The 17,935-nt window shown below is 56.5% G+C and carries 12 protein-coding genes and 1 pseudogene; 11 read left to right on the forward strand and 2 right to left on the reverse strand.

Annotation, left to right across the window (positions count from 1 at the left end; translation table 11 throughout):
- Nucleotides 1-25 precede the first annotated feature (25 nt).
- The gene (locus tag ACN0VM_RS03235; RefSeq protein ID WP_417449404.1) at nt 26-2,320 is read left to right on the forward strand and encodes a TonB-dependent receptor; all 2,295 of its coding nucleotides are present in this window, start codon (nt 26-28) and stop codon (nt 2,318-2,320) included.
- A 13-nt stretch (nt 2,321-2,333) separates the two neighbouring features.
- Here the strand turns inward: ACN0VM_RS03235 and ACN0VM_RS03240 are convergent, their stop codons facing one another.
- Together ACN0VM_RS03240 and ACN0VM_RS03245 are read right to left on the reverse strand one after the other, a co-directional pair.
- Nucleotides 2,334-3,188, reverse strand: a complete 855-nt coding sequence (locus ACN0VM_RS03240; protein WP_417449405.1) for a substrate-binding periplasmic protein — start codon at nt 3,186-3,188, stop codon at nt 2,334-2,336.
- 290 nt (nt 3,189-3,478) lie between these two features.
- Complete coding sequence (locus ACN0VM_RS03245; RefSeq protein WP_417449406.1) at nt 3,479-4,165, reverse strand: GntR family transcriptional regulator; 687 nt, start codon at nt 4,163-4,165, stop codon at nt 3,479-3,481.
- A 275-nt stretch (nt 4,166-4,440) separates the two neighbouring features.
- On the opposite strand from ACN0VM_RS03245, the gene ACN0VM_RS03250 reads away from it, so the two are divergent.
- The 10 genes and pseudogenes from ACN0VM_RS03250 to ACN0VM_RS03295 form a co-directional block, all read left to right on the forward strand.
- Entirely contained in the window at nt 4,441-6,690 is a 2,250-nt protein-coding gene (locus tag ACN0VM_RS03250) for a TonB-dependent receptor (RefSeq protein ID WP_417449407.1), read from the forward strand.
- A gap of 153 nt (nt 6,691-6,843) precedes the next feature.
- Complete coding sequence (locus ACN0VM_RS03255; protein WP_417449408.1) at nt 6,844-8,391, forward strand: amidohydrolase family protein; 1,548 nt, start codon at nt 6,844-6,846, stop codon at nt 8,389-8,391.
- A 25-nt stretch (nt 8,392-8,416) separates the two neighbouring features.
- On the forward strand, nt 8,417-9,505 hold the full coding sequence (locus tag ACN0VM_RS03260) for a hypothetical protein (protein ID WP_417449409.1): 1,089 nt from the start codon (nt 8,417-8,419) through the stop codon (nt 9,503-9,505).
- Nucleotides 9,502-11,166, forward strand: a complete 1,665-nt coding sequence (locus ACN0VM_RS03265) for an N-acyl-D-amino-acid deacylase family protein (RefSeq protein WP_417449410.1) — start codon at nt 9,502-9,504, stop codon at nt 11,164-11,166. Before ACN0VM_RS03260 ends, ACN0VM_RS03265 begins: the two co-directional genes overlap by 4 nt.
- 4 nt (nt 11,167-11,170) lie before the next feature.
- Nucleotides 11,171-12,220 carry a DUF1611 domain-containing protein gene (locus ACN0VM_RS03270; RefSeq protein WP_417449411.1) on the forward strand — a complete coding sequence of 350 codons (1,050 nt, stop codon included), beginning with the start codon at nt 11,171-11,173 and terminating at the stop codon, nt 12,218-12,220.
- A 3-nt stretch (nt 12,221-12,223) separates the two neighbouring features.
- Nucleotides 12,224-13,201 carry a dipeptide epimerase gene (locus ACN0VM_RS03275; RefSeq protein ID WP_417449412.1) on the forward strand — a complete coding sequence of 326 codons (978 nt, stop codon included), beginning with the start codon at nt 12,224-12,226 and terminating at the stop codon, nt 13,199-13,201.
- 55 nt (nt 13,202-13,256) lie between these two features.
- Nucleotides 13,257-15,194 (forward strand): serine hydrolase domain-containing protein, encoded by a 1,938-nt coding sequence (locus ACN0VM_RS03280; RefSeq protein ID WP_417449413.1) that lies wholly within the window; start codon nt 13,257-13,259, stop codon nt 15,192-15,194.
- 24 nt (nt 15,195-15,218) lie between these two features.
- On the forward strand, nt 15,219-16,382 hold the full coding sequence (locus ACN0VM_RS03285; protein WP_417449414.1) for a dipeptidase: 1,164 nt from the start codon (nt 15,219-15,221) through the stop codon (nt 16,380-16,382).
- Between the two features lie 19 nt (nt 16,383-16,401).
- Complete coding sequence (locus ACN0VM_RS03290) at nt 16,402-17,703, forward strand: alpha/beta hydrolase family protein (RefSeq protein ID WP_417449415.1); 1,302 nt, start codon at nt 16,402-16,404, stop codon at nt 17,701-17,703.
- A gap of 11 nt (nt 17,704-17,714) precedes the next feature.
- Nucleotides 17,715-17,935: pseudogene (locus ACN0VM_RS03295) on the forward strand (hypothetical protein); the annotation flags it as partial.

Raw genomic sequence — 17,935 nt, forward strand, 5'->3', positions numbered from 1 at the left:
CGCGTAAATATGGTTAACAAGGAGTATGGGCAGCGGGGCACTGACCCATGACAGCAACAAAACAATGCAAGCCTTGATCACCAATACGGCGCGCGACTGGGGTAATATGACAGCTATAAACACACGGCGGGTATACGCATCCCGCCTCGCCTGCTTCATGGCGGCTTACACCTGCTACAGCACACCTGCGGCAACGGCCTTGCAGCCCGACGGTACCGGCATGGAGGAAATATCCGTCAGTGCGCAAAAGCGCGATGCCAGCCTGACAGATACACCCGTAGCCGTGAGCGTGGTGGGGAAGGATTGGATTACGCGCAGTACCATGAGCGCGGTGGAAGACCTTGCCGATGTGGTGCCGAACCTGACCATTTTTTCGGATTTTCTGTATAACAGCACCGTCACCCTGCGCGGTGTTGGCTCCTATAGCCGTAACATCGGTTTTGATGAACGGGTGAGCCTGTATCTGGACGGCATCTACCTTGGCCCTTCCTATGCCTTCAACCAGAACCTGCTGGATCTTGAACAGGTTGAAGTGTTGCGCGGGCCGCAGGGTACGTTTTTTGGCCGCAACGCCATTGCAGGTGCCATCAACCTCAAAAGCCAACGCCCGTTTGACGACATGGTTGTGAAAGGCAGCGCGCGCTATGGCGGCCATGGCGCAATGACGCTGCAGGGCCTTGTGTCGTTGCCGGTGTCAGATGCGTGGGCGATCAGTTTGTCTGCCGGGCTGCAACAGCGTGACGGCCAGGCCGAGAATATCACCACAGGTAACGAGCTTGGCGAGACAGACCGCATGGCCATGCGCGCGCAAGTGCGGTTTACACCAAACGAAGGGTTTGAAGCTTTCCTCAGTCTTGACCATAACGAGTTGGATGAGCGCGCTTTTATCGGTGATCCGCTGTCTGATACCTTTGGTGCGGCCCCTGATACTTATGCGGCCACCTACGGTGACGTGGCGTTTAATACGCCGCCCACGCAGTCGCTTCAGGCGCAGGGTGCGGGGCTTGAGATGGCCTGGACCCTTGCAACAGGCGCCAGCCTGCGGTCGCTGACCGGGCTGCGCACAACCGAAGCCGCGATGATCAATGATGTGGACTATTCGCCGGTTGACTTCCTGCATGTGGATTACGGCGAGGATTATGAGCATCTGTCGCAGGAGGTGCGCTTTGTCTCTGCCCCCGACGCACCTTTGACCTATGTGCTGGGCGTGAGCTATCTGGATATCAGCGCGCAAACAGACCGGCATGCAATTGCCGGTGCGGCAGGCCCCCTTCTGGGCATGGCAATGGGCGCGGACCTTTCCAACATTGGCCAGCTTGATAGCACCGCTTGGGGCCTGTTCGCGAACGCGGATTATACGGTTTCAGACAGGATCAGCCTCAGTGCGGGTGTACGCTGGTCACGCGATGAAAAACAAGTGGACTGGCGCCTGGACACGAGCGCCGGGCCTGCCTTTGGCCTGGCGACAGGCAGAGTTGCAGACAGCCGTGTGGATGAGGACATCTCGCCAACCGTAAGCCTGAGCTATGCGGTCAGCGATGAGGCCAGTGCTTTTGTGCGCTACGCCGAAGGCTTTAAAAGCGGCGGCTATAACCTTGATTATGTCAGCGTCGGGGTGTTGCCGGACGGGCTTGAGTTCGGCAAGGAAAGCGCCCGCAGTTACGAGGCGGGTATCAAGGGGGCGGCATTTGAGGGGGGGCTCTGGTTCTCGGCCACGGCTTTCTGGGTCGACTACAGCGACTTTCAGGTTAACCAGTTCCGCGATCTGGGGCAGGGCCGCACTGCGATTGTGATTGCCAATGCTGCCAGCGTTCGCACCAAAGGGCTTGAGCTTGACGTGCGTGCCCAGCCAGCTACCGGGCTTGATATGCGCGCATGGGGTGCGGTTCTTGACGCACGCTACCGTGACTTCCGTGATGGCGGTGTGGGCGGTAGTGACGTGTCGGGCAACCGCATGGATGCGCCGAGATTTGAGGCCGGTTTTACGCTTGATTATGAACGCGGTATCACGGGCACCTTGTCAGCGTTCACGCATATCAGCTTCAGTCATGCTGGCGGCTATTATACCACGCCGGACAATATCAAGGCGCAGCCGCTTATCGCGGGGGGTGCTGTGCCTTTTGGCTATACCGGCGCGCGCGACATGCTTTCGGCCAAGCTGGGTGTGGCGGCGGCTGGCGGCTGGCGCGTTGCGCTTTACGGCGAGAACCTGTTTGATGACAGGTCTGTCAGTTCGAGCCTGCGCGACTTTTTTGGCACCATCGTTCAGGTGCGACATGAGGGCCGGACCTTGGGTGTTGAACTGGCGTTCAGTTTTTAAAGGGGATTGGTGGTTAGTATTTATCGGGCAAGTCCGGCAAGGCGGGCGGCGCGAGGCCGATATTTTCAGACTTTCCCCACTTTTCCCAATTGTCATTCAGCAGCTGGTCCACGATACCGGCCGCGCGCATGATTTCAATCTCGGCTGAAATCGCTGCAGTGTGGGTCCGGCACGCTGATTTTTTGGACATGGCCATATACATGGCCTCCTGTGTCAGGGGCGGGACCAGCGTACGCATGCGCGGGGACATGCCCAGCTTGTGCGCTGTCACCAGCACGGGATATAGACCATGGATGCCATACTGGATGCGCCGGTGGTCGAGAAGGTTCAGGAGATGCTCCACCGTCGGGACAGTGTGCAGTTTGAGCGCGCTTCTGGCATAAGTATCCAGGTCGTCACCAAACGAATCTCCGATGACGACACCTCCCTGAAAGGGTTTGAGGTCGCTGCGATCGCGATAGTTGAGGTTCGTATCGGCAAGGCTCACGACCACCACTGGCTCGCTTGAAAAAGCGCTGGTATAGACAAGGCGGCCTTCACGTCCGGCGGTTTTGTATAGGCTGATCAGCATGTCGGCTTCGCCAGACGCGACGGCAGCCTGCGCGCGTTTCCAGCTACCCGAATGCACAACACGTAACGGAACCTTCAGTTTGTTCGCGATCAGCTTGATCAGGTCGACGGACGCCCCCTCAAGGCCGTCTTCCGTCCGCCAGGTAAAGGGGACATAATCCGGGTGGCCGGTGGCGACAATTTCTTTGCATTTTGCCGAGGCAGCAGGTGTTCCTTGCATGACAAAAAGCGCCATAACAGTCAGGAAAGAAAGCATTCGCACCGCGCGGCTGCTTCTGGGCTTTCGGCTTTTTGTCACACAGCACCCCTTTAAAGTAGCATCACCTCATGAGTTTTTATGGCGCCTTTTGTTGGTCACTCCCATTGTCTGATCAGACTAAGTCAGCCAAAAATGCCGCAAAGCAGCGTCAAAGCGCGGCGCTTCACGCAGTCCTTTTCGGGGATGAACGCTGGCAAGGACTGGCCAGTGTGCCGATCATGCCGGAAGGCGTGTCGCCGATTTTCTGTTTCCGGGCCTTCGCGGTTGCTGCGACGCATGGGCAGAACAGCCCTTTTATATGTGTCACATAACAGACCACGAGGCATGTATCATACTGTCAGATCCTGCGTGTAAAACTGATCGTTCGAGAAGATGGTATTGAGAATACGTTCTTCGGTCTGGGTCAGGATATCATGCATGACAGTTTTGATGCGCGTCGGCTCGTCCGACTTCATGACGTCTATGGTCATGCCTTGCTGGTCGCTTGAATAGGGAAAGCGCTTCTGCGTTTTAAGGTAAAGCCAATAAATGCGCATGGCGGTGTCCTCAAGCTGGCGTGCCCAGTCAATCATCAGGGGAAAGCCGGCGTTTTCGCAGAAGGTCAGGTTGAGCTCCTTGTTCTTCTTCAGAAGCATCAGCGCGCCGTCATCGTCTGTGACAGGTTGCAGGCCTTCGATTTCCTTGTTGATGTGTTTCAACTTCTCGAAATCCACGTTGGCAGCGGTCAGCGAAAAGATGGCCGGCAAAAGCACTTTGCGAAGGGTGAAGTTCTGCTTGATATCCAGAAGGGTCAACGGCGCCACTACGGTAACACGTGGGGAGACCGAGACCAGAAACTGCTTGGCAATCAGCCGCTCAATCAGGTTTCTCGAAATGGTGCGGCTGATACCGAACATATCGCTGAAAATATTCTCCGACACCTTCTGACTCGGCGCCAGTTTTTGTGTCACGATCGCGTCCATAATCAACTCAGACGCTTTGCGTGCGTCATTGTTCTGCAATTCTTCTCTTGCCATTTTCTGCCCTTGTCAGCCTGTCCCCTCAATTCCGCTGTATATAGCGAAATGGCCGCTGCATGCGGCTTCTAGGCTTATTCTTATACCGGTTAATTGTATTTTTCAACGCGACAAAACTGATTAATTAATATTAAAGCAGGCAAAAATGTAATTAAGGCTGCTAATTTAAGCTTGAAAAGACAATTAAGGCGGTTATAGAATTGAACGACATCAAAATCTCAAAAGAAGAATTGTCGGCGCGGGGAGCGCAACGTGGGAAATTCAGGGAGGAAAGAATGCAACAAAGCATTTTCCGGAAAAATTCGTTATTGAATGCAGTTTCTACCATAGGTATCGCAGCCGGCATGCTGGGCATGGGCGCTGGGGGTGCACTTGCTCAAGACAGCGCTGACCAAGACACCGAAATGGTGCTTGAGGAAATTATCGTGACTGCTGGCCGGCGCGAACAAAGCCTGCAGGACGTTCCTGCGGCTGTCTCGGCCATTGATCCAGGTGACTTTGCGGCCAAGGGCCTCAAGCAGGTTGGTGAAATTCTCAATTACACTACGGGTGTGAAATACACCGATATCGGTACCAAGGGTTTTGGTAATATCTCTGCCCGAGGTGTGCCGCAATCGTCGTCGATGCCGGTATTTGGCGTCTATCTGGACGATACGCCCATTTCCTCAAACACCACCTTCTCGGGTGGTAGCACCGTTATGTTCGATGCCATGCTGATGGATATCGAGCGCGTTGAGGTGATCAAGGGTCCGCAAGGTACGCTTTATGGCGCCACAAGCGTCGGCGGCATGATGCGCTATATCTCCCGCGACCCTGCGATGGAGGAATTACGGGTTTCCGCAGGTGCTGATATCGCCACCACCAAGGACGGTGAAATCAGCCAAGTCTATAATGGCCGGGTCAGTGTTCCACTTATCAAGGACAAACTGGGCGTCACTGTCTCCGGCTTCTGGCAGGATATCGGCGGTTATGTGGATCAGGTGGACCCGGCGACCGGTGCGCTTGTAGAAGAGGATGTCGATGGATCTGAGAACATTGGCTATGCCGCTGATCTTCTGTTTACGCCGACGGACGCGCTCAGTATTCGCCTCAAGTACATGAAACAGGAAACGGATTACGGCGTCGACAGTTTGGTGCAGCTTGCCGGCATCACATCCGACGAGGCCATGTTCGGCGGCTATACCACCGTCGCGGAACCGGGTGAAAATTATCTTAATTACGAGATCATGTCAGGCAGCATTAACTATGAGTTTGACAGCGTGACGCTGACCTCCACCTCCAGCCGTGTGGAATATAAATATGGCGGCGTGAGTGATCTGACAGCAGCTTACGGGCCTGTGGTTGACTTCTACGACGGTCGTGAGCCGGGAACAACGACCAGCGTGCTACTTGACCTGTTGGCAGGCTCGGAAAAATTTGTTCAGGAAGTACGTCTGACATCTGAACGTATGGGTAATTTTGAGTGGATCGCCGGGCTTTATTACACTGATGAAAGCACAGTCAATAACCAGGACGTGATCTCCACCCCTTCGTTCGATTTGCTGACAATCGCCTTCCCATCTGACTACAAGGAATTCGCGGGTTTTGGTGACGTGACCTATTACTTCAATGAGAAGTTCGATGTTACGGCCGGTGCGCGCCTCAGCAAAAGCGAGACCACGCTTGCCTATATATCAAGCGGTCTCCTGCTTGGCACTGCGGACTTTGAGAGTGAGCCGGTGAAAGACACGGTGGACACCTATCTTTTCTCGGCACGCTACCGTCCGACTGATAACCTCTCACTTTATACTCGTGTTGCGAGCGGTTACCGGCCTGCCTCGGCGAACCTCCCGATCATTGATCCGGCCACAGGCGATAATCTCGCGCCACCGGTGATTGAGCCGGACAATGCCTGGAGCTATGAGGTCGGTGCAAAAGGCGCAACGGAAGACGGCATGTTCAAATATGACGTGGCGTTGTGGAAAATCGACTGGGCGAACTTTCAGGCTTTCACATCCTTTAGTGGTCTGAACACCGGCGGCAATGCAAATGAAGGTTTGAGTGCCCACGGTTTCGAGGGGTCGTTTACCCTGCGCCCTGTCTCTGCTTTGTCTCTGATCGCGAACGTAACCTATTCCAAAAGTGAGCTGAACGCTGACGAGCCTGGTTTTGGCGGTTCGGAAGGGGAACAGATCCCTGATCTGCCGAAGTGGGCTGGCTCATTTCAGGCTGACTATATGTTCGATTTGACAGATAGCTGGAGCGGTAACGCAGGCTTTGGCGTGCGCTATACAGGCAGCTTCATGTCAAGCTATGGCGCTTCCACCTCTACCTATCCGGTAGAAGTGGATGCCCGTACGCTGGTGGATGCAAACCTGTCGTTCACCAATGGCAACGTGTCCGTCGGCCTTTATGCAACAAACCTCTTTAACACGCGTTCGTTGCAGGTCCGGGGTGACGATATTCTGGGTGGTGGCACCAGCGACAGCACAGGTGTGTTTGAGCGGCCGCGCACCATCGGTGCCAACCTGCGCGTAGACTTTTAGACACTGCTCAGTGTGACTTCCGGGGTGCCAGTTACAGTAGTGGCACCCCGGGTTTTTCTGAGACAACCTTACAGGTAAGGGAACACAGGGGCTGCGGCCCCGGTGACACTGAAAAGGCCCGCGTAGGCGGGCGAAATTCCGGGGAGGATAACCATGAAATACATCGGCCGATTCATCGCTGCCAGTATCATAGCGCTGGGCACATTTGCACTGCCAGCTCATGCTGAAACATATGACATTGTCATCACGAACGGGCGGGTCGTTGACCCGGAAACCGGCCTTGATGCGGTCCGCAGCCTTGGAATCACGGATGGCAAGATCATGGTGGTCAGCGAAAGCGCGCTTGACGGCGCCCGTACCATTGATGCCACTGGCCGTGTCGTCAGCCCGGGTTTCATCGATATGCACGCGCATGGCCAGGATATCCTATCCGCCCGAATGCAGGCGCTGGACGGGGTTACTACCGGCCTTGAGCTTGAAGCAGGCATGATGCCGATCAGTAACTATTATGACCGCGCTGCCGAGGAAGGTCGCCCGATCAACTATGGTGCGTCTGTCAACTGGGCCCATGCACGCATCGCCACCTTCCTTGATATTGAACCAGAAGACGATGTTGAGTGGTTCTTTGAAGCATTCGCCAAAACCAACTGGCAGGAAGAAGTTGCCACACCGGAGCAGCTTGAGAAGATTGAGGCTTATGTAGAAAAAGGCCTTGATGAAGGCGGCCTGGGTGTCGGTATCCTTATCGGTTATGCACCGGGCACCGGGCACAAGGAATTTTTCGCCGTCAACAAATTGGCGGCGGAGCGCGGTGTGCCGACCTTCACCCACGCGCGTTATCTTTCCATGCTGGAACCCAAAAGCTCATTCGAAGGCTTGGCCGAAGTCGTGACCGCAGCAGCGGGCACAGGCGCCCATACGCATATTGTGCACCTCAACTCCATGAGCCTGCGTGATATCGAACTGATCGCCCCGATGATCCGCAAAGCGCAGGATCAGGGCCTCAAGGTCACCACAGAAGCCTATCCTTATGGTGCGGGTTCCACAGGCATTGGCGCGGCCATGTTCCGTGGCGATCGCTGGCGCGAACGCGTGGGCGGTGTGGATGCCTCCAGCTTTGACGTAGGCGGCAAACGCCTGACAGAAGAAGAACTCAAGTATTACCAGACCGAAAAGCCGGAAACGCAAACCGTGATCCACTTCCTCGAACTGGATGACCCGAAGGACCGCGCTTTTCTTGACATGTCCGTGCTGTTCCCCGGCGGTGTAATCGCGTCGGACGGCGGCAACTGGCTGGTGGACGGCAAGATGGTCGACCAGAATACCTGGCCGGTACCTGAGAATGCCTGGAGCCACCCGCGCTCCGCCGGCACATATTCCCGCTTCCTGCGCAGTTATGTGCGCGAAGGCGGTGAGGTCAGCCTGCTGGACGCCATAACCCGCCTCAGCTACGGCCCGGCGAAAATCATGCAGGATGCCGTACCGCAAATGAAACTGAAGGGCCGTATCCAGAAGGGCGCTGACGCCGATATCGTGATCTTTGATCTGGACCGTGTGGCCGACAAGGCAACCTATGCCAAACCGGCACAAGCCAGCGTAGGCTTTGATTATGTCCTTGTGAACGGCGTGGTCCTGGTGGACGGCGGTGAAATGCAAACCGACGTGCTGCCGGGCAAGCCCGTGCGCAACGCGGTGAAGTAAAGCAAAGCGGGGCTTGAGACAGAGTATGGATTTTTTCCGCAAATATCTGCTGCCTGGCTTTGTGTTCCAGAGCGTCGTCATAGGCGGGGGCTACGCGACAGGCCGCGAGCTGGTGGAGTTTTTCTTCGCCAGTGGCCCCTTGGGGGGTGTGCTGGGGCTTCTGGTTTCGGGCCTTGTGTTTGGCCTTGTGCTTGCCGCAGGGTTTGAGTTCGCGCGGGTGACCGGCGCTTATGACTATCGTCATTTTTGCCGGGAACTGCTGGGGAGGGGATGGGTGGTTTTTGAAATTGCTTTTGTCATCCTTCTCCTCCTTATTCTTGCGGTGATCGGGTCCGCCGCCGGCGAGCTTGTTGCTGCCACCTTTGGCATGGCACCGGTGGTTGGTACCTTGTCCCTGATGGCACTGATCGCACTGTTGACCTTTTTCGGATCGGAGACGATCAAGAAGGTGTTGGCTGGCTGGTCGTTTCTTCTCTATGTCGTGTATGCTGCGCTTTTTGTTCTGGCGTTCACCCATTTCGGTGACACCATTGTGGATGTCTACAGTGCGACAGCAGTGGGGGATGGCTGGTTCAAGGGCGGGATATTATATTCCGGCTACAATCTTGCTGTGCTGCCGGCTGTTTTGTTTGCTGTGCGGGGGCAAAAAAGCCGCCGTGAAGCCGTGGGTTCCGGCCTTGCGGCGGGCGCGATTGCGGTGATCCCTGCGGTGCTGTTTTTTGTCGCCATGATGGCGCTTTACCCCGAAATAGGCGGGGCGCCCGTGCCAGCGGTCACCTTGATGAATGCTCTGCAAATCCCGGTGCTGGCGTTTCTTTTCCAGATTGTGGTGTTCGGCACCTTTGTCGAAACAGGCACGGCACTCCTGCATGCTGTCAATGAACGGCTTGATGCCAGCTTTGCCGATGCGGGCCGCGAGATGCCGCAATTTTTGCGCCCTGTTGTGGCGGTCGCCATTCTCGCGGTCGCGATCATTGCCGGTACGTGGTTTGGCATTATTGAGCTGATCGCCAGCGGCTACGGTGTGTTGACCCTGGTATTTATCGCGGTGCTTGTTGTCCCGCTTCTGACCTATGGCGTCTGGCGCGCCAGTAAAGCTGAGGTTTCATCATGATTAACAGGCTCGCAATTGGACTTCTGGCGCTCGCATTTCTGGCGCCTTTGGCGGCGCAGGCCGAAGATACAGCCTATGATGTGGTGATCCGCCATGGCCGTGTGCTTGACGGTGCAGGTAACCCTTGGGTGCCTGCCGATATCGCGGTCAAAGACGGAGTTATCGTCAAGGTTGGCAGTGTGCAGGGTTTGGGCAAGCGAGAGATTGACGCGGCGGGCAAATATGTCAGCCCGGGCTGGATTGACATGATGGACCAGTCCGGCGAGGCCCTGCGTGAAGTTGGCACTGCGCCCAACAAGGTCAACATGGGCGTTACCACGCTGATCGGTGGCGAAGGCGGTACCCCGGTTGAGGCGGAGGAGATCGACGCCTATTTCCGCGAGCTTGAGGCAAAAGGTATCTCGGTCAACTTTGGCACTTATTACAGCGCAACACAGGCGCGGGTCGCTGTGCTGGGTGACAGCGATATCGACCCGACCCCGGCGCAGCTTGAAAAGATGAAAACACTGGTGGGCACGGCCATGGACGCAGGTGCCATGGGCATCACCACCGCGTTGATCTACCCGCCATCCGCGTATCACAAAACAAAAAATCTGATCGAACTGGCCCGTGTGGTTGGTGCGAAGGGTGGTCTTTATGCCAGCCATATCAGGGGCGAAAGTGCTGAATTTCTCGATGCAGTGGCTGAAGCCATCCGCATTGGCGAGGAAAGCGGTGCGGGGGTGGAGATATTCCACCTGAAGGCTGCCTATTACCCCAACTGGGGCAAGGATATGAAAGCCGCGCTGGCGCTGATTGATGCGGCGCGCGCGCGGGGTGTGAATGTGGCGGCTGACCTCTACCCCTATGTGGCGGGCGGCACCGGGCTTGAGATTACCGCACCCAACTGGGTCTATGCCGACGGTGTGGACAAAGCGCTTGAACGGCTGCGCGACAGCAGTGTTCGCGCGAGGCTCAAGGAAGAGCTGGCGGCAGGGCCGCAAGACGGATGGACAAATATGGTCTACGCGTCCGGCGGCTGGAAAAACGTGGTGCTGGCCAATTCACATCTTGATGACTATGCCCGCTTTCACGGCCGGAATTTTGAAGATATTGGCAAGGCGCTCAGCCGTGACCCCGCAGATGTAGCGTGGGATATCATGCTGGCGGCCTATCCGAAACGCCCGTTTGCGCTTTATTTCATGATGAGCGAAGACGACGTGCGCCTGGCGATGAAAGCGCCTTGGGCCAGCATCGGCAGTGACGCGGCAAGCGCGCTGAAAGAGGGTGATTTTGACGCCCTTGGTCTGCCGCACCCGCGTTCATACGGCACATTCCCGCGCATCATTGCAAAATATGTTCGTGACGAGGGTGTCTTAAGCCTTGAGGACGCTATTCGCAAACTAACCTCCTGGCCCGCAGCCCGCATGGGGCTGATGGACCGCGGCCTGATCCGGGAAGGGTTGAAGGCCGACATCACCGTCTTTGATTTCGAGGAAATTGACGACACGGCGACGTGGGAAAACCCCACCGCCAAACCGACTGGTATTGATTATGTGCTCGTGAACGGCAGCATCGTGCTTGATGCAGGCCAGCACACGGGCGCGACCCCCGGGAAGGTGCTGCGCGGCGCGGGCTATACGCTCGGCCACAAGCGGCCAACCGCTGTAAATAAGGACTAAGTTTATGAAAACGATCGAGTTAAGGGCGCCCTATCTCATTTTTCTCGGCAGTGAAAGCGGGCTGACCTACGCCAAAACAGGCGCGGGACTTGTTGAATGGCGGCGTGAACTGTGCAAAGGGCAATTGAACCTGCCCGGTGGCACCATTGACCTTGGCTTGCCGCAAATGAGTGTGGCGGAAGCAAAGGCTGCGGGCATCAAGTCCCTTGTTATCGGTACAGCATCCGTTGGTGGCAGTATTCCTGACGAATGGCTAGAGGTACTTGAGGAAGCGGCGGCGCTTGGCCTTGATATTGTCGCGGGTGTGCACACGCGCCTCAGTGATGTTGACCGGCTGGCCAAAGCTGCCGGCCAATCCGGTGCGCGCCTTGTGGACGTTCGCATTCCGCCGGCCCGCTTGCCTGTAGGTACAGGTAAAAAGCGCACCGGCAAGCGCCTGCTGATGGTGGGCACCGATTGTGCAGTGGGTAAAAAATATACCGCGCTCCAGATGGAAAAAGACATGAAACGCCTTGGCTGGAACGCGGATTTTCGCGCATCGGGCCAGACGGGTATTATGATCGCGGGCAATGGCATTCCCATCGACAGTGTGGTGTCGGATTTTGTGTCCGGCGCGGCGGAGCTGTTGTCGCCCGATAACACGGAAGACCACTGGGATGTGATTGAGGGGCAGGGCGGTATTTTCCACCCCGGTTTCTCCGCTGTCAGCATGGGTCTTCTTGTCGGTTCACAGCCCGACGCCTTTGTCGTATGCCACGAGGCACGGCGCGAGAAAATCATGGGCTGGGAGGATTTCCCGCTGCCGACTATCAACGATGTTATTGAACGCACCATCGCGATCGGTGAGTTGACCAACCCCGATATCACCTGTGTTGGTGTGAGTGTGAACACGTCCAGCCTTAAGGCGGACGAGCGCGAAGCCTATCTGGCCGATCTTTCCTCCCGGGTCGGTCTGCCCTGTGTTGATCCCCTCCAGGACGGCACCGACAGCATCATTGCCCAATTGTCCGCTGTCTTGGCTTCGCGCAACCCCAATACTGTCCGGAGTGCCTAAACAATGAAAATGCGTTTTGAGAAAGTAAGCTTTGACTTGAAAGCTCCGTTTGTCATTACGGGCTATACCTTCAACACCACAGACACGGTGCGGGTAACGCTTGAGGCTGATGGCGTGCGCGGGCAGGGCGAAGGCGTTGGTGTTTATTACCTTGGCGACACCGCCGATGTGATGCTGAGCCAACTGGCCGACATCGCGCCGCGCATTGACGCTGGCCTGAGCTTTGACACCATCCAGCAGATGTTGCCCCCAGGCGGCGCCAGAAACGCGCTTGATTGCGCCTTTTGGGACCTTGAAGCCAAACGGTCGGGTGTCAGTGTCTGGGAACGCCTGAAGATGACACCCAAGACACTGAAAACCGTGTGTACAGTGGGCATCGGCAGCGCGGAACTGATGGCTGAAACGGCGGCGGGTTACGCAAAATACCCTAACCTCAAGATCAAGCTGGATGGTGACAACCCGGTTGGCAAGCTTGAGGCAATCCGCAAAGTGCGGCCTGACGCGACCCTGATTATCGACGTCAATCAGGGTTGGAGCTTTAACGAGCTTAAGGAATATGCACCAGCATGTGAAAAGCTTGGCATCGCGATGATCGAACAACCGCTCAAACGCGGCGGGGACGAGGAGCTTGAGGGCTATACCTCGCCGGTGCCACTGGGCGGTGATGAAAGCTGCCTTGACGCCAGCGAATATGAAGTCGCGGCAAGCCGCTATGATGTGATTAATATCAAGTTGGATAAATGCGGTGGCCTGTCAGCCGGGCTGTTGTTGGCCAACCTTGCGCTCAGGGACGGCAAGTCACTGATGGTGGGCAATATGACCGGCTCGTCGCTTTCTATGGCACCAGCCTATGTCATCGGCCAGTTCTGCCACTTTGTCGACATTGACGGCCCGTTGCTGCTGGCTGGTGATGTGGACAATGGCCTGTATTATGGCGCGGGCGGGATCGTGGAAGTCCCGAACAGCGCACTTTGGGGATAAGGGTAAACAAAGGGAAGCAAGGCGCAAGCTTTGCCAAAAACGTGGGAGTGAGGAAATGATACGGAAACTGACAGCACTGTTTACAGCGCTTTTTCTTGCCTTCAGCCTGCCTGTGCTTGCGCAGGATGAAGCCGAAGGTGCAACTGCTGCGGCTGTAGAGGTGGCCACCGATACCGCCGCGATGGCTGAGGCCTATCCGGGGCTGGAAAGCTTCATCGACGGCATGGTCGAAAGCCACCGCAAGACGTTGGATATCTCCGGCGTGACGGTATCTATCGTCAAGGACGGCAAGCTCGTTCTGGCAAAGGGTTACGGGTATCAGGATATCGACAAGGGCATTCCGGTCGACCCTGAGACATCCTTGTTTCGTATCGGCTCCACCTCCAAACTGTTCACCTGGACGTCGGTGATGCAGCAGGTGGAACGTGGCAATCTCGACCTTGATGCTGATGTGAACACCTACCTGAAGACATTTCAGATACCGGACACGTATGATCAGCCGATCACCCTGAAACATATCCTGACCCACACAGCGGGGTTTGAGGAAGGCGCGCTTGGCTACCTGATCAATTATGACCTGAATAACGTCACGGAACTTCGCGATGCGATGTCCACATATATCCCCGCGCGTATCAACCCGCCGGGTAAATATTCGTCCTATTCGAACTATGCCACCGCGCTGGCCGGGCTGATTGTAGCCAATGTGTCGGGCATGCCGTTTGATGAGTATGTCGAAAAGAACATCTACGCGCCACTTGGCATGACCCAGTCCACCTTCGCGGAACCGTTGCCGGAACGCCTCGCAGGTGGCCAGACCATGGGCTATGTGAATGAAGCTGGCAAACAGGTGGCACAACCTTATGAACTGATCACCGGTTTTGGCCCCGCGGGCGCTATGGCGTCATCGGCGACCGATATGGCGAAATTCATGCTGGCGCACCTGAACGCTGGCGAACTGGACGGCAACCGTATCCTGTCGCCCGAGACTACCGCGCAGATGCACTCCGTCCTGTTTCAGGGTGACAAGCGCTTGGGCGGCATGGCGCATGGTTTTTATGAGGAATATATCAACGGCCACCGGCTTATCGGCCATGGCGGCGATACCTTCCAGTTCCATACCAATATGCTGATCGACGAAGCCGAGGAACTGGGTATTTTTATCTCGTACGCAACGGCGTCGGACACCAAGGGCCGCGATACCTTCGTGGAAACCTTCTACGACCACTATTATCCCGAAGCGCTGGAGCCTATCACGCCGCCGTCAGACTTTGACGAACGTGCCGGTCGCTATGCTGGCAGCTATCAGTTCTGGCGGCATAATGAGACCACGATTGAGAAAGCCATGGGTATTCTGGGCGGCGGCCTTGAAGTTGCTCCATCGGGCGAAGGTACACTGGTATTCGCGGGCTTTGGTGCACCACGGCAATACGTCGAAATTGGCGACAACCTTTTCCGCCAGGTGGACGGCAAACACATGATCGCTTTCGGTGAAAACGAAAATGGCGAGATTGTCGACCTCTATATCGAGGGGCTGCCGTTTATGGACTCAAGCCGTACACCAGCGTTTGAAGGTGGCCTGTTCAAGATGCTGCTGCCGGCTGTTTGTTTCCTTCTCTTTGTCACGGTGTTCCTTGGCTGGTGTTATCGCCGCAAGGAATACAAGCTGATGGAAGCGCGGGAACGCGGGGCCATTCGTTTCTCTATGTTGATGGCAGGCACGAACCTGTTGTTTGTGATCTTCCTCATGTTGATTATCTCGGTCTACAAGATGGAACTTTACCAGAACATTCCGTTCATCTTTGATCTCAATCTTGTGCTGCCGATCGTGGCAACCCTGATGACCATTGGTGTGGTGTATCACGCTGTCATGGCGTGGCGGGAAGGCTACTGGCGCAAGGGGCGGCGGGTTCACTATACGCTGGTCGCGCTTGCCGGGGTCTATATGACCATCTTCTATGCCTATTGGAACATCCTCGGCTTCCAACACTATTAAGCCCTGAGGGAAAGGAATAGCACAATGACACAGTCAAAGTTTAACCGCCGGTCTTTCCTGCGCGCAGCCGGTGCCGCTGCGGTAGCGATGCCCATGATCAACATGGGCAGCTACAAGGTGTTCGCCGCGTCCGAGACCAAATATAGCGCACGGGCCATTGATGTGGTGAACTCGCTGCAGGTGTTCGACATGCTGTCGATCCTGTCGCCCTTCAAGCATATGATGACCACAGCCTTCAGCGCCAATCCAAAACTTTCAGATTCGTTTGAACTGAAGCAGAACGAACTTGATGTGCTGCTGGCGTCCGGGGTGGATGTTTTCCACCCCGCCGTGGGGCTTGGTGGTGACGAGGCGGCGGCGTTTATCGCCCGCATGAATGCTTACGCGGCACAGTATCCCAAACAACTGCAGCGGATCGACGGCCTTGATGACCTGAAGACGCTGAAAAAGGGTGAACGTATCGGTTACATCGTCGGCATCCAGAACTCGGACCATTTCCGTAGTGTCGATGACGTGAACCAGTTCTATTACATGGGCCAGCGTATCAGCCAACTGACCTACAACAGCCAGAACCTTATCGGCTCCGGCTCCACCGACCGGGTGGACGGCGGCATCAGCGACTTCGGCGCGGCGGTTGTTGCCCGCATGAACGAACTGGGCATGGCGGTTGATGTGTCCCACTGTGGCGACCAGACGACCTTGGACGCGTTCGAACTTTCGAAAAAGCCTGTTCTGATCACGCATTCAAACGTGCGGGCACTGGCGGAAGGCCATGTGCGTTGCAAGTCTGACGCGGCAATCAAGGCCATGGGCAAGGCTGGCAGCGTGATGGGCATCACGGGGGTGAGGAACTTCCTCTCCGCCAAGGAACCCACCACCATTGAGACGCTTGTCGACCATATCGACTATGTCGCCAAACTTGTGGGGATCGAGCATGTGGGTGTCGGCTCCGACATGGACATGAACGGCTATGACGACATCCCCGAGCCAGCCTATAGCGCGCTCAAGGCCGGTTATAAATCCAGCTATGGATTCCGTGGCAAGATTGATGCGGATGGCTTCGACCACCCCAAACGCATCTTCGACCTGGCGGACCGCATGATCGCGCGTGGCTACTCGGACGATCATATCCGCCTTGTGCTGGGCGAAAATTTCAAGCGCGTGCTGGGCGACATCTGGGTCGCATAACAGAAAAACCGGGGGCGACATGACAGGACTGAAAATCACAAGCCGGATTGGCGTTCTTGCTGTCGCCCTTGGCATGACACTGAGTTTAGTGGCGGGCGCAGACGATGCGCCCTTCGCGCCACCCGCGCCCACCGGGCCATATGGCGTTGGTTATAGCCGGGCCGTGTTGGTGGACCAAAGCCGGGCGGAGAGCGCGACCGGGGACGCGGATGACCACCGCGCACTTGCTGTGCAGGTCTGGTACCCCGCCACGGTGCCCTTGGGCGCGGAGGCGATGACGCTTGTTCCTGAACCCGCACAGGCCGCGCGCATGATGGCCATGAACCTTGACCTGCCGCTTGAGACATTCGATTACCTGAACGACATCAAGGGCCACAGCTTTGCGGGTGCGCCGGTCGCGGATGGCAGGCGCTTCCCGGTGCTTGTCTACAGCCACGCCTTTGGGCTGTTCAGCGCCGAGAACAGCCAACTGATGGAACAGCTGGCAAGCCATGGCTACATCATCTTTGCGATCGACCATCCCTTCCAGGCGGCATGGGTAAATCTGGGCGAGGGCAAATCTGCCACCTTCAACCCGGCAGCCTACCTCGACCCGGATATGACGCCGGAGAAAGGCGCCGCGCTGGAGGCCGCACTTGTCGGCATGCACAAGGCGGCAGACTATGAGGGTTACCTCAGCCTCGCGCGGGAATTCATCCTCGGCCAGCAAAGCTACGTGAAAGGCATCAGCCTTTGGCTGGATGACACTGATTTTGTGATCGACCAGCTTGAGGCCAAGGCGGTGCCTGCTTTTGCGCAGCTCTATCATGCAATGAATATGGAGCGTCTCGGCGTGTTCGGCATGTCCTATGGCGGCGCTACGGCGGGTATGACCTGCCTCCATGACAGCCGCTGCAAGGCGGGCATCAATATCGTCGGGGTGCAGTTTGGCGAGCACGACATGAAGTTCCCCATCACTGTGCCCTTCATGATGCTGAATTCGGACCAGAATTATTACACCGGCGAGACCGGTCGCGGCGTGCCGGTAAACTTTGAAGCCAATGATTTTGTCTTCCATGAGGCCAAGGGCCCCGTCTACAGCCTGACGGTGGCGGACGCCAAACACATGAATTTCTGTGACCTCGCGCATCTGATGCCTGAGGGCAAGGGCGAGGCCTTTTTTGGCAGCGTGTCACCTGACGCCGTGAACAAGGTCGTGAACACCTATGTGCTCGCCTTCTTTGACCGCTACCTGAAGGGCAAAAGCACACCGGTGCTGGACGGCGGCGTGCCTGAAGACTTGCCTGTTCTTGAATTCATTCAGCGCAACACAGATGAGTGACTGGGGCGGATATGACAGGACCATTTGAACTCATCACCTTCGGCATTCTTGTCATTGCGCTTCTCCTGAGCTTCCTACCCAAGGCCCGTTTCGCGCGCGCGGCCTTCTATGCTTCGGGCCTCGCCTTCGCGGGCTTTGTGGCGGTGTCCACCTTTGGTACACCGCGCGGGCCGCTAATTCCGGGTGCCTTGCTCGCGCTTATCCTTCTTGCTGTAACCTTCTTTCGGCTTGA

This window comes from Kordiimonas sp. (genome assembly GCF_048260245.1).
GTDB lineage: Bacteria > Pseudomonadota > Alphaproteobacteria > Sphingomonadales > Kordiimonadaceae > Kordiimonas.

What these genes read in the sequence shown, in the direction of transcription:
- ACN0VM_RS03235 (WP_417449404.1), top strand. Translation starts at nt 26, where the DNA reads ATGGGCAGCGGGGCACTGACCCATGACAGCAACAAAACAATGCAAGCC.
- ACN0VM_RS03245 (WP_417449406.1), bottom strand. Translation starts at nt 4,165, where the DNA reads ATGGCAAGAGAAGAATTGCAGAACAATGACGCACGCAAAGCGTCTGAG.
- ACN0VM_RS03250 (WP_417449407.1), top strand. Translation starts at nt 4,441, where the DNA reads ATGCAACAAAGCATTTTCCGGAAAAATTCGTTATTGAATGCAGTTTCT.
- ACN0VM_RS03255 (WP_417449408.1), top strand. Translation starts at nt 6,844, where the DNA reads ATGAAATACATCGGCCGATTCATCGCTGCCAGTATCATAGCGCTGGGC.
- ACN0VM_RS03260 (WP_417449409.1), top strand. Translation starts at nt 8,417, where the DNA reads ATGGATTTTTTCCGCAAATATCTGCTGCCTGGCTTTGTGTTCCAGAGC.
- ACN0VM_RS03265 (WP_417449410.1), top strand. Translation starts at nt 9,502, where the DNA reads ATGATTAACAGGCTCGCAATTGGACTTCTGGCGCTCGCATTTCTGGCG.
- ACN0VM_RS03270 (WP_417449411.1), top strand. Translation starts at nt 11,171, where the DNA reads ATGAAAACGATCGAGTTAAGGGCGCCCTATCTCATTTTTCTCGGCAGT.
- ACN0VM_RS03275 (WP_417449412.1), top strand. Translation starts at nt 12,224, where the DNA reads ATGAAAATGCGTTTTGAGAAAGTAAGCTTTGACTTGAAAGCTCCGTTT.
- ACN0VM_RS03280 (WP_417449413.1), top strand. Translation starts at nt 13,257, where the DNA reads ATGATACGGAAACTGACAGCACTGTTTACAGCGCTTTTTCTTGCCTTC.
- ACN0VM_RS03285 (WP_417449414.1), top strand. Translation starts at nt 15,219, where the DNA reads ATGACACAGTCAAAGTTTAACCGCCGGTCTTTCCTGCGCGCAGCCGGT.
- ACN0VM_RS03290 (WP_417449415.1), top strand. Translation starts at nt 16,402, where the DNA reads ATGACAGGACTGAAAATCACAAGCCGGATTGGCGTTCTTGCTGTCGCC.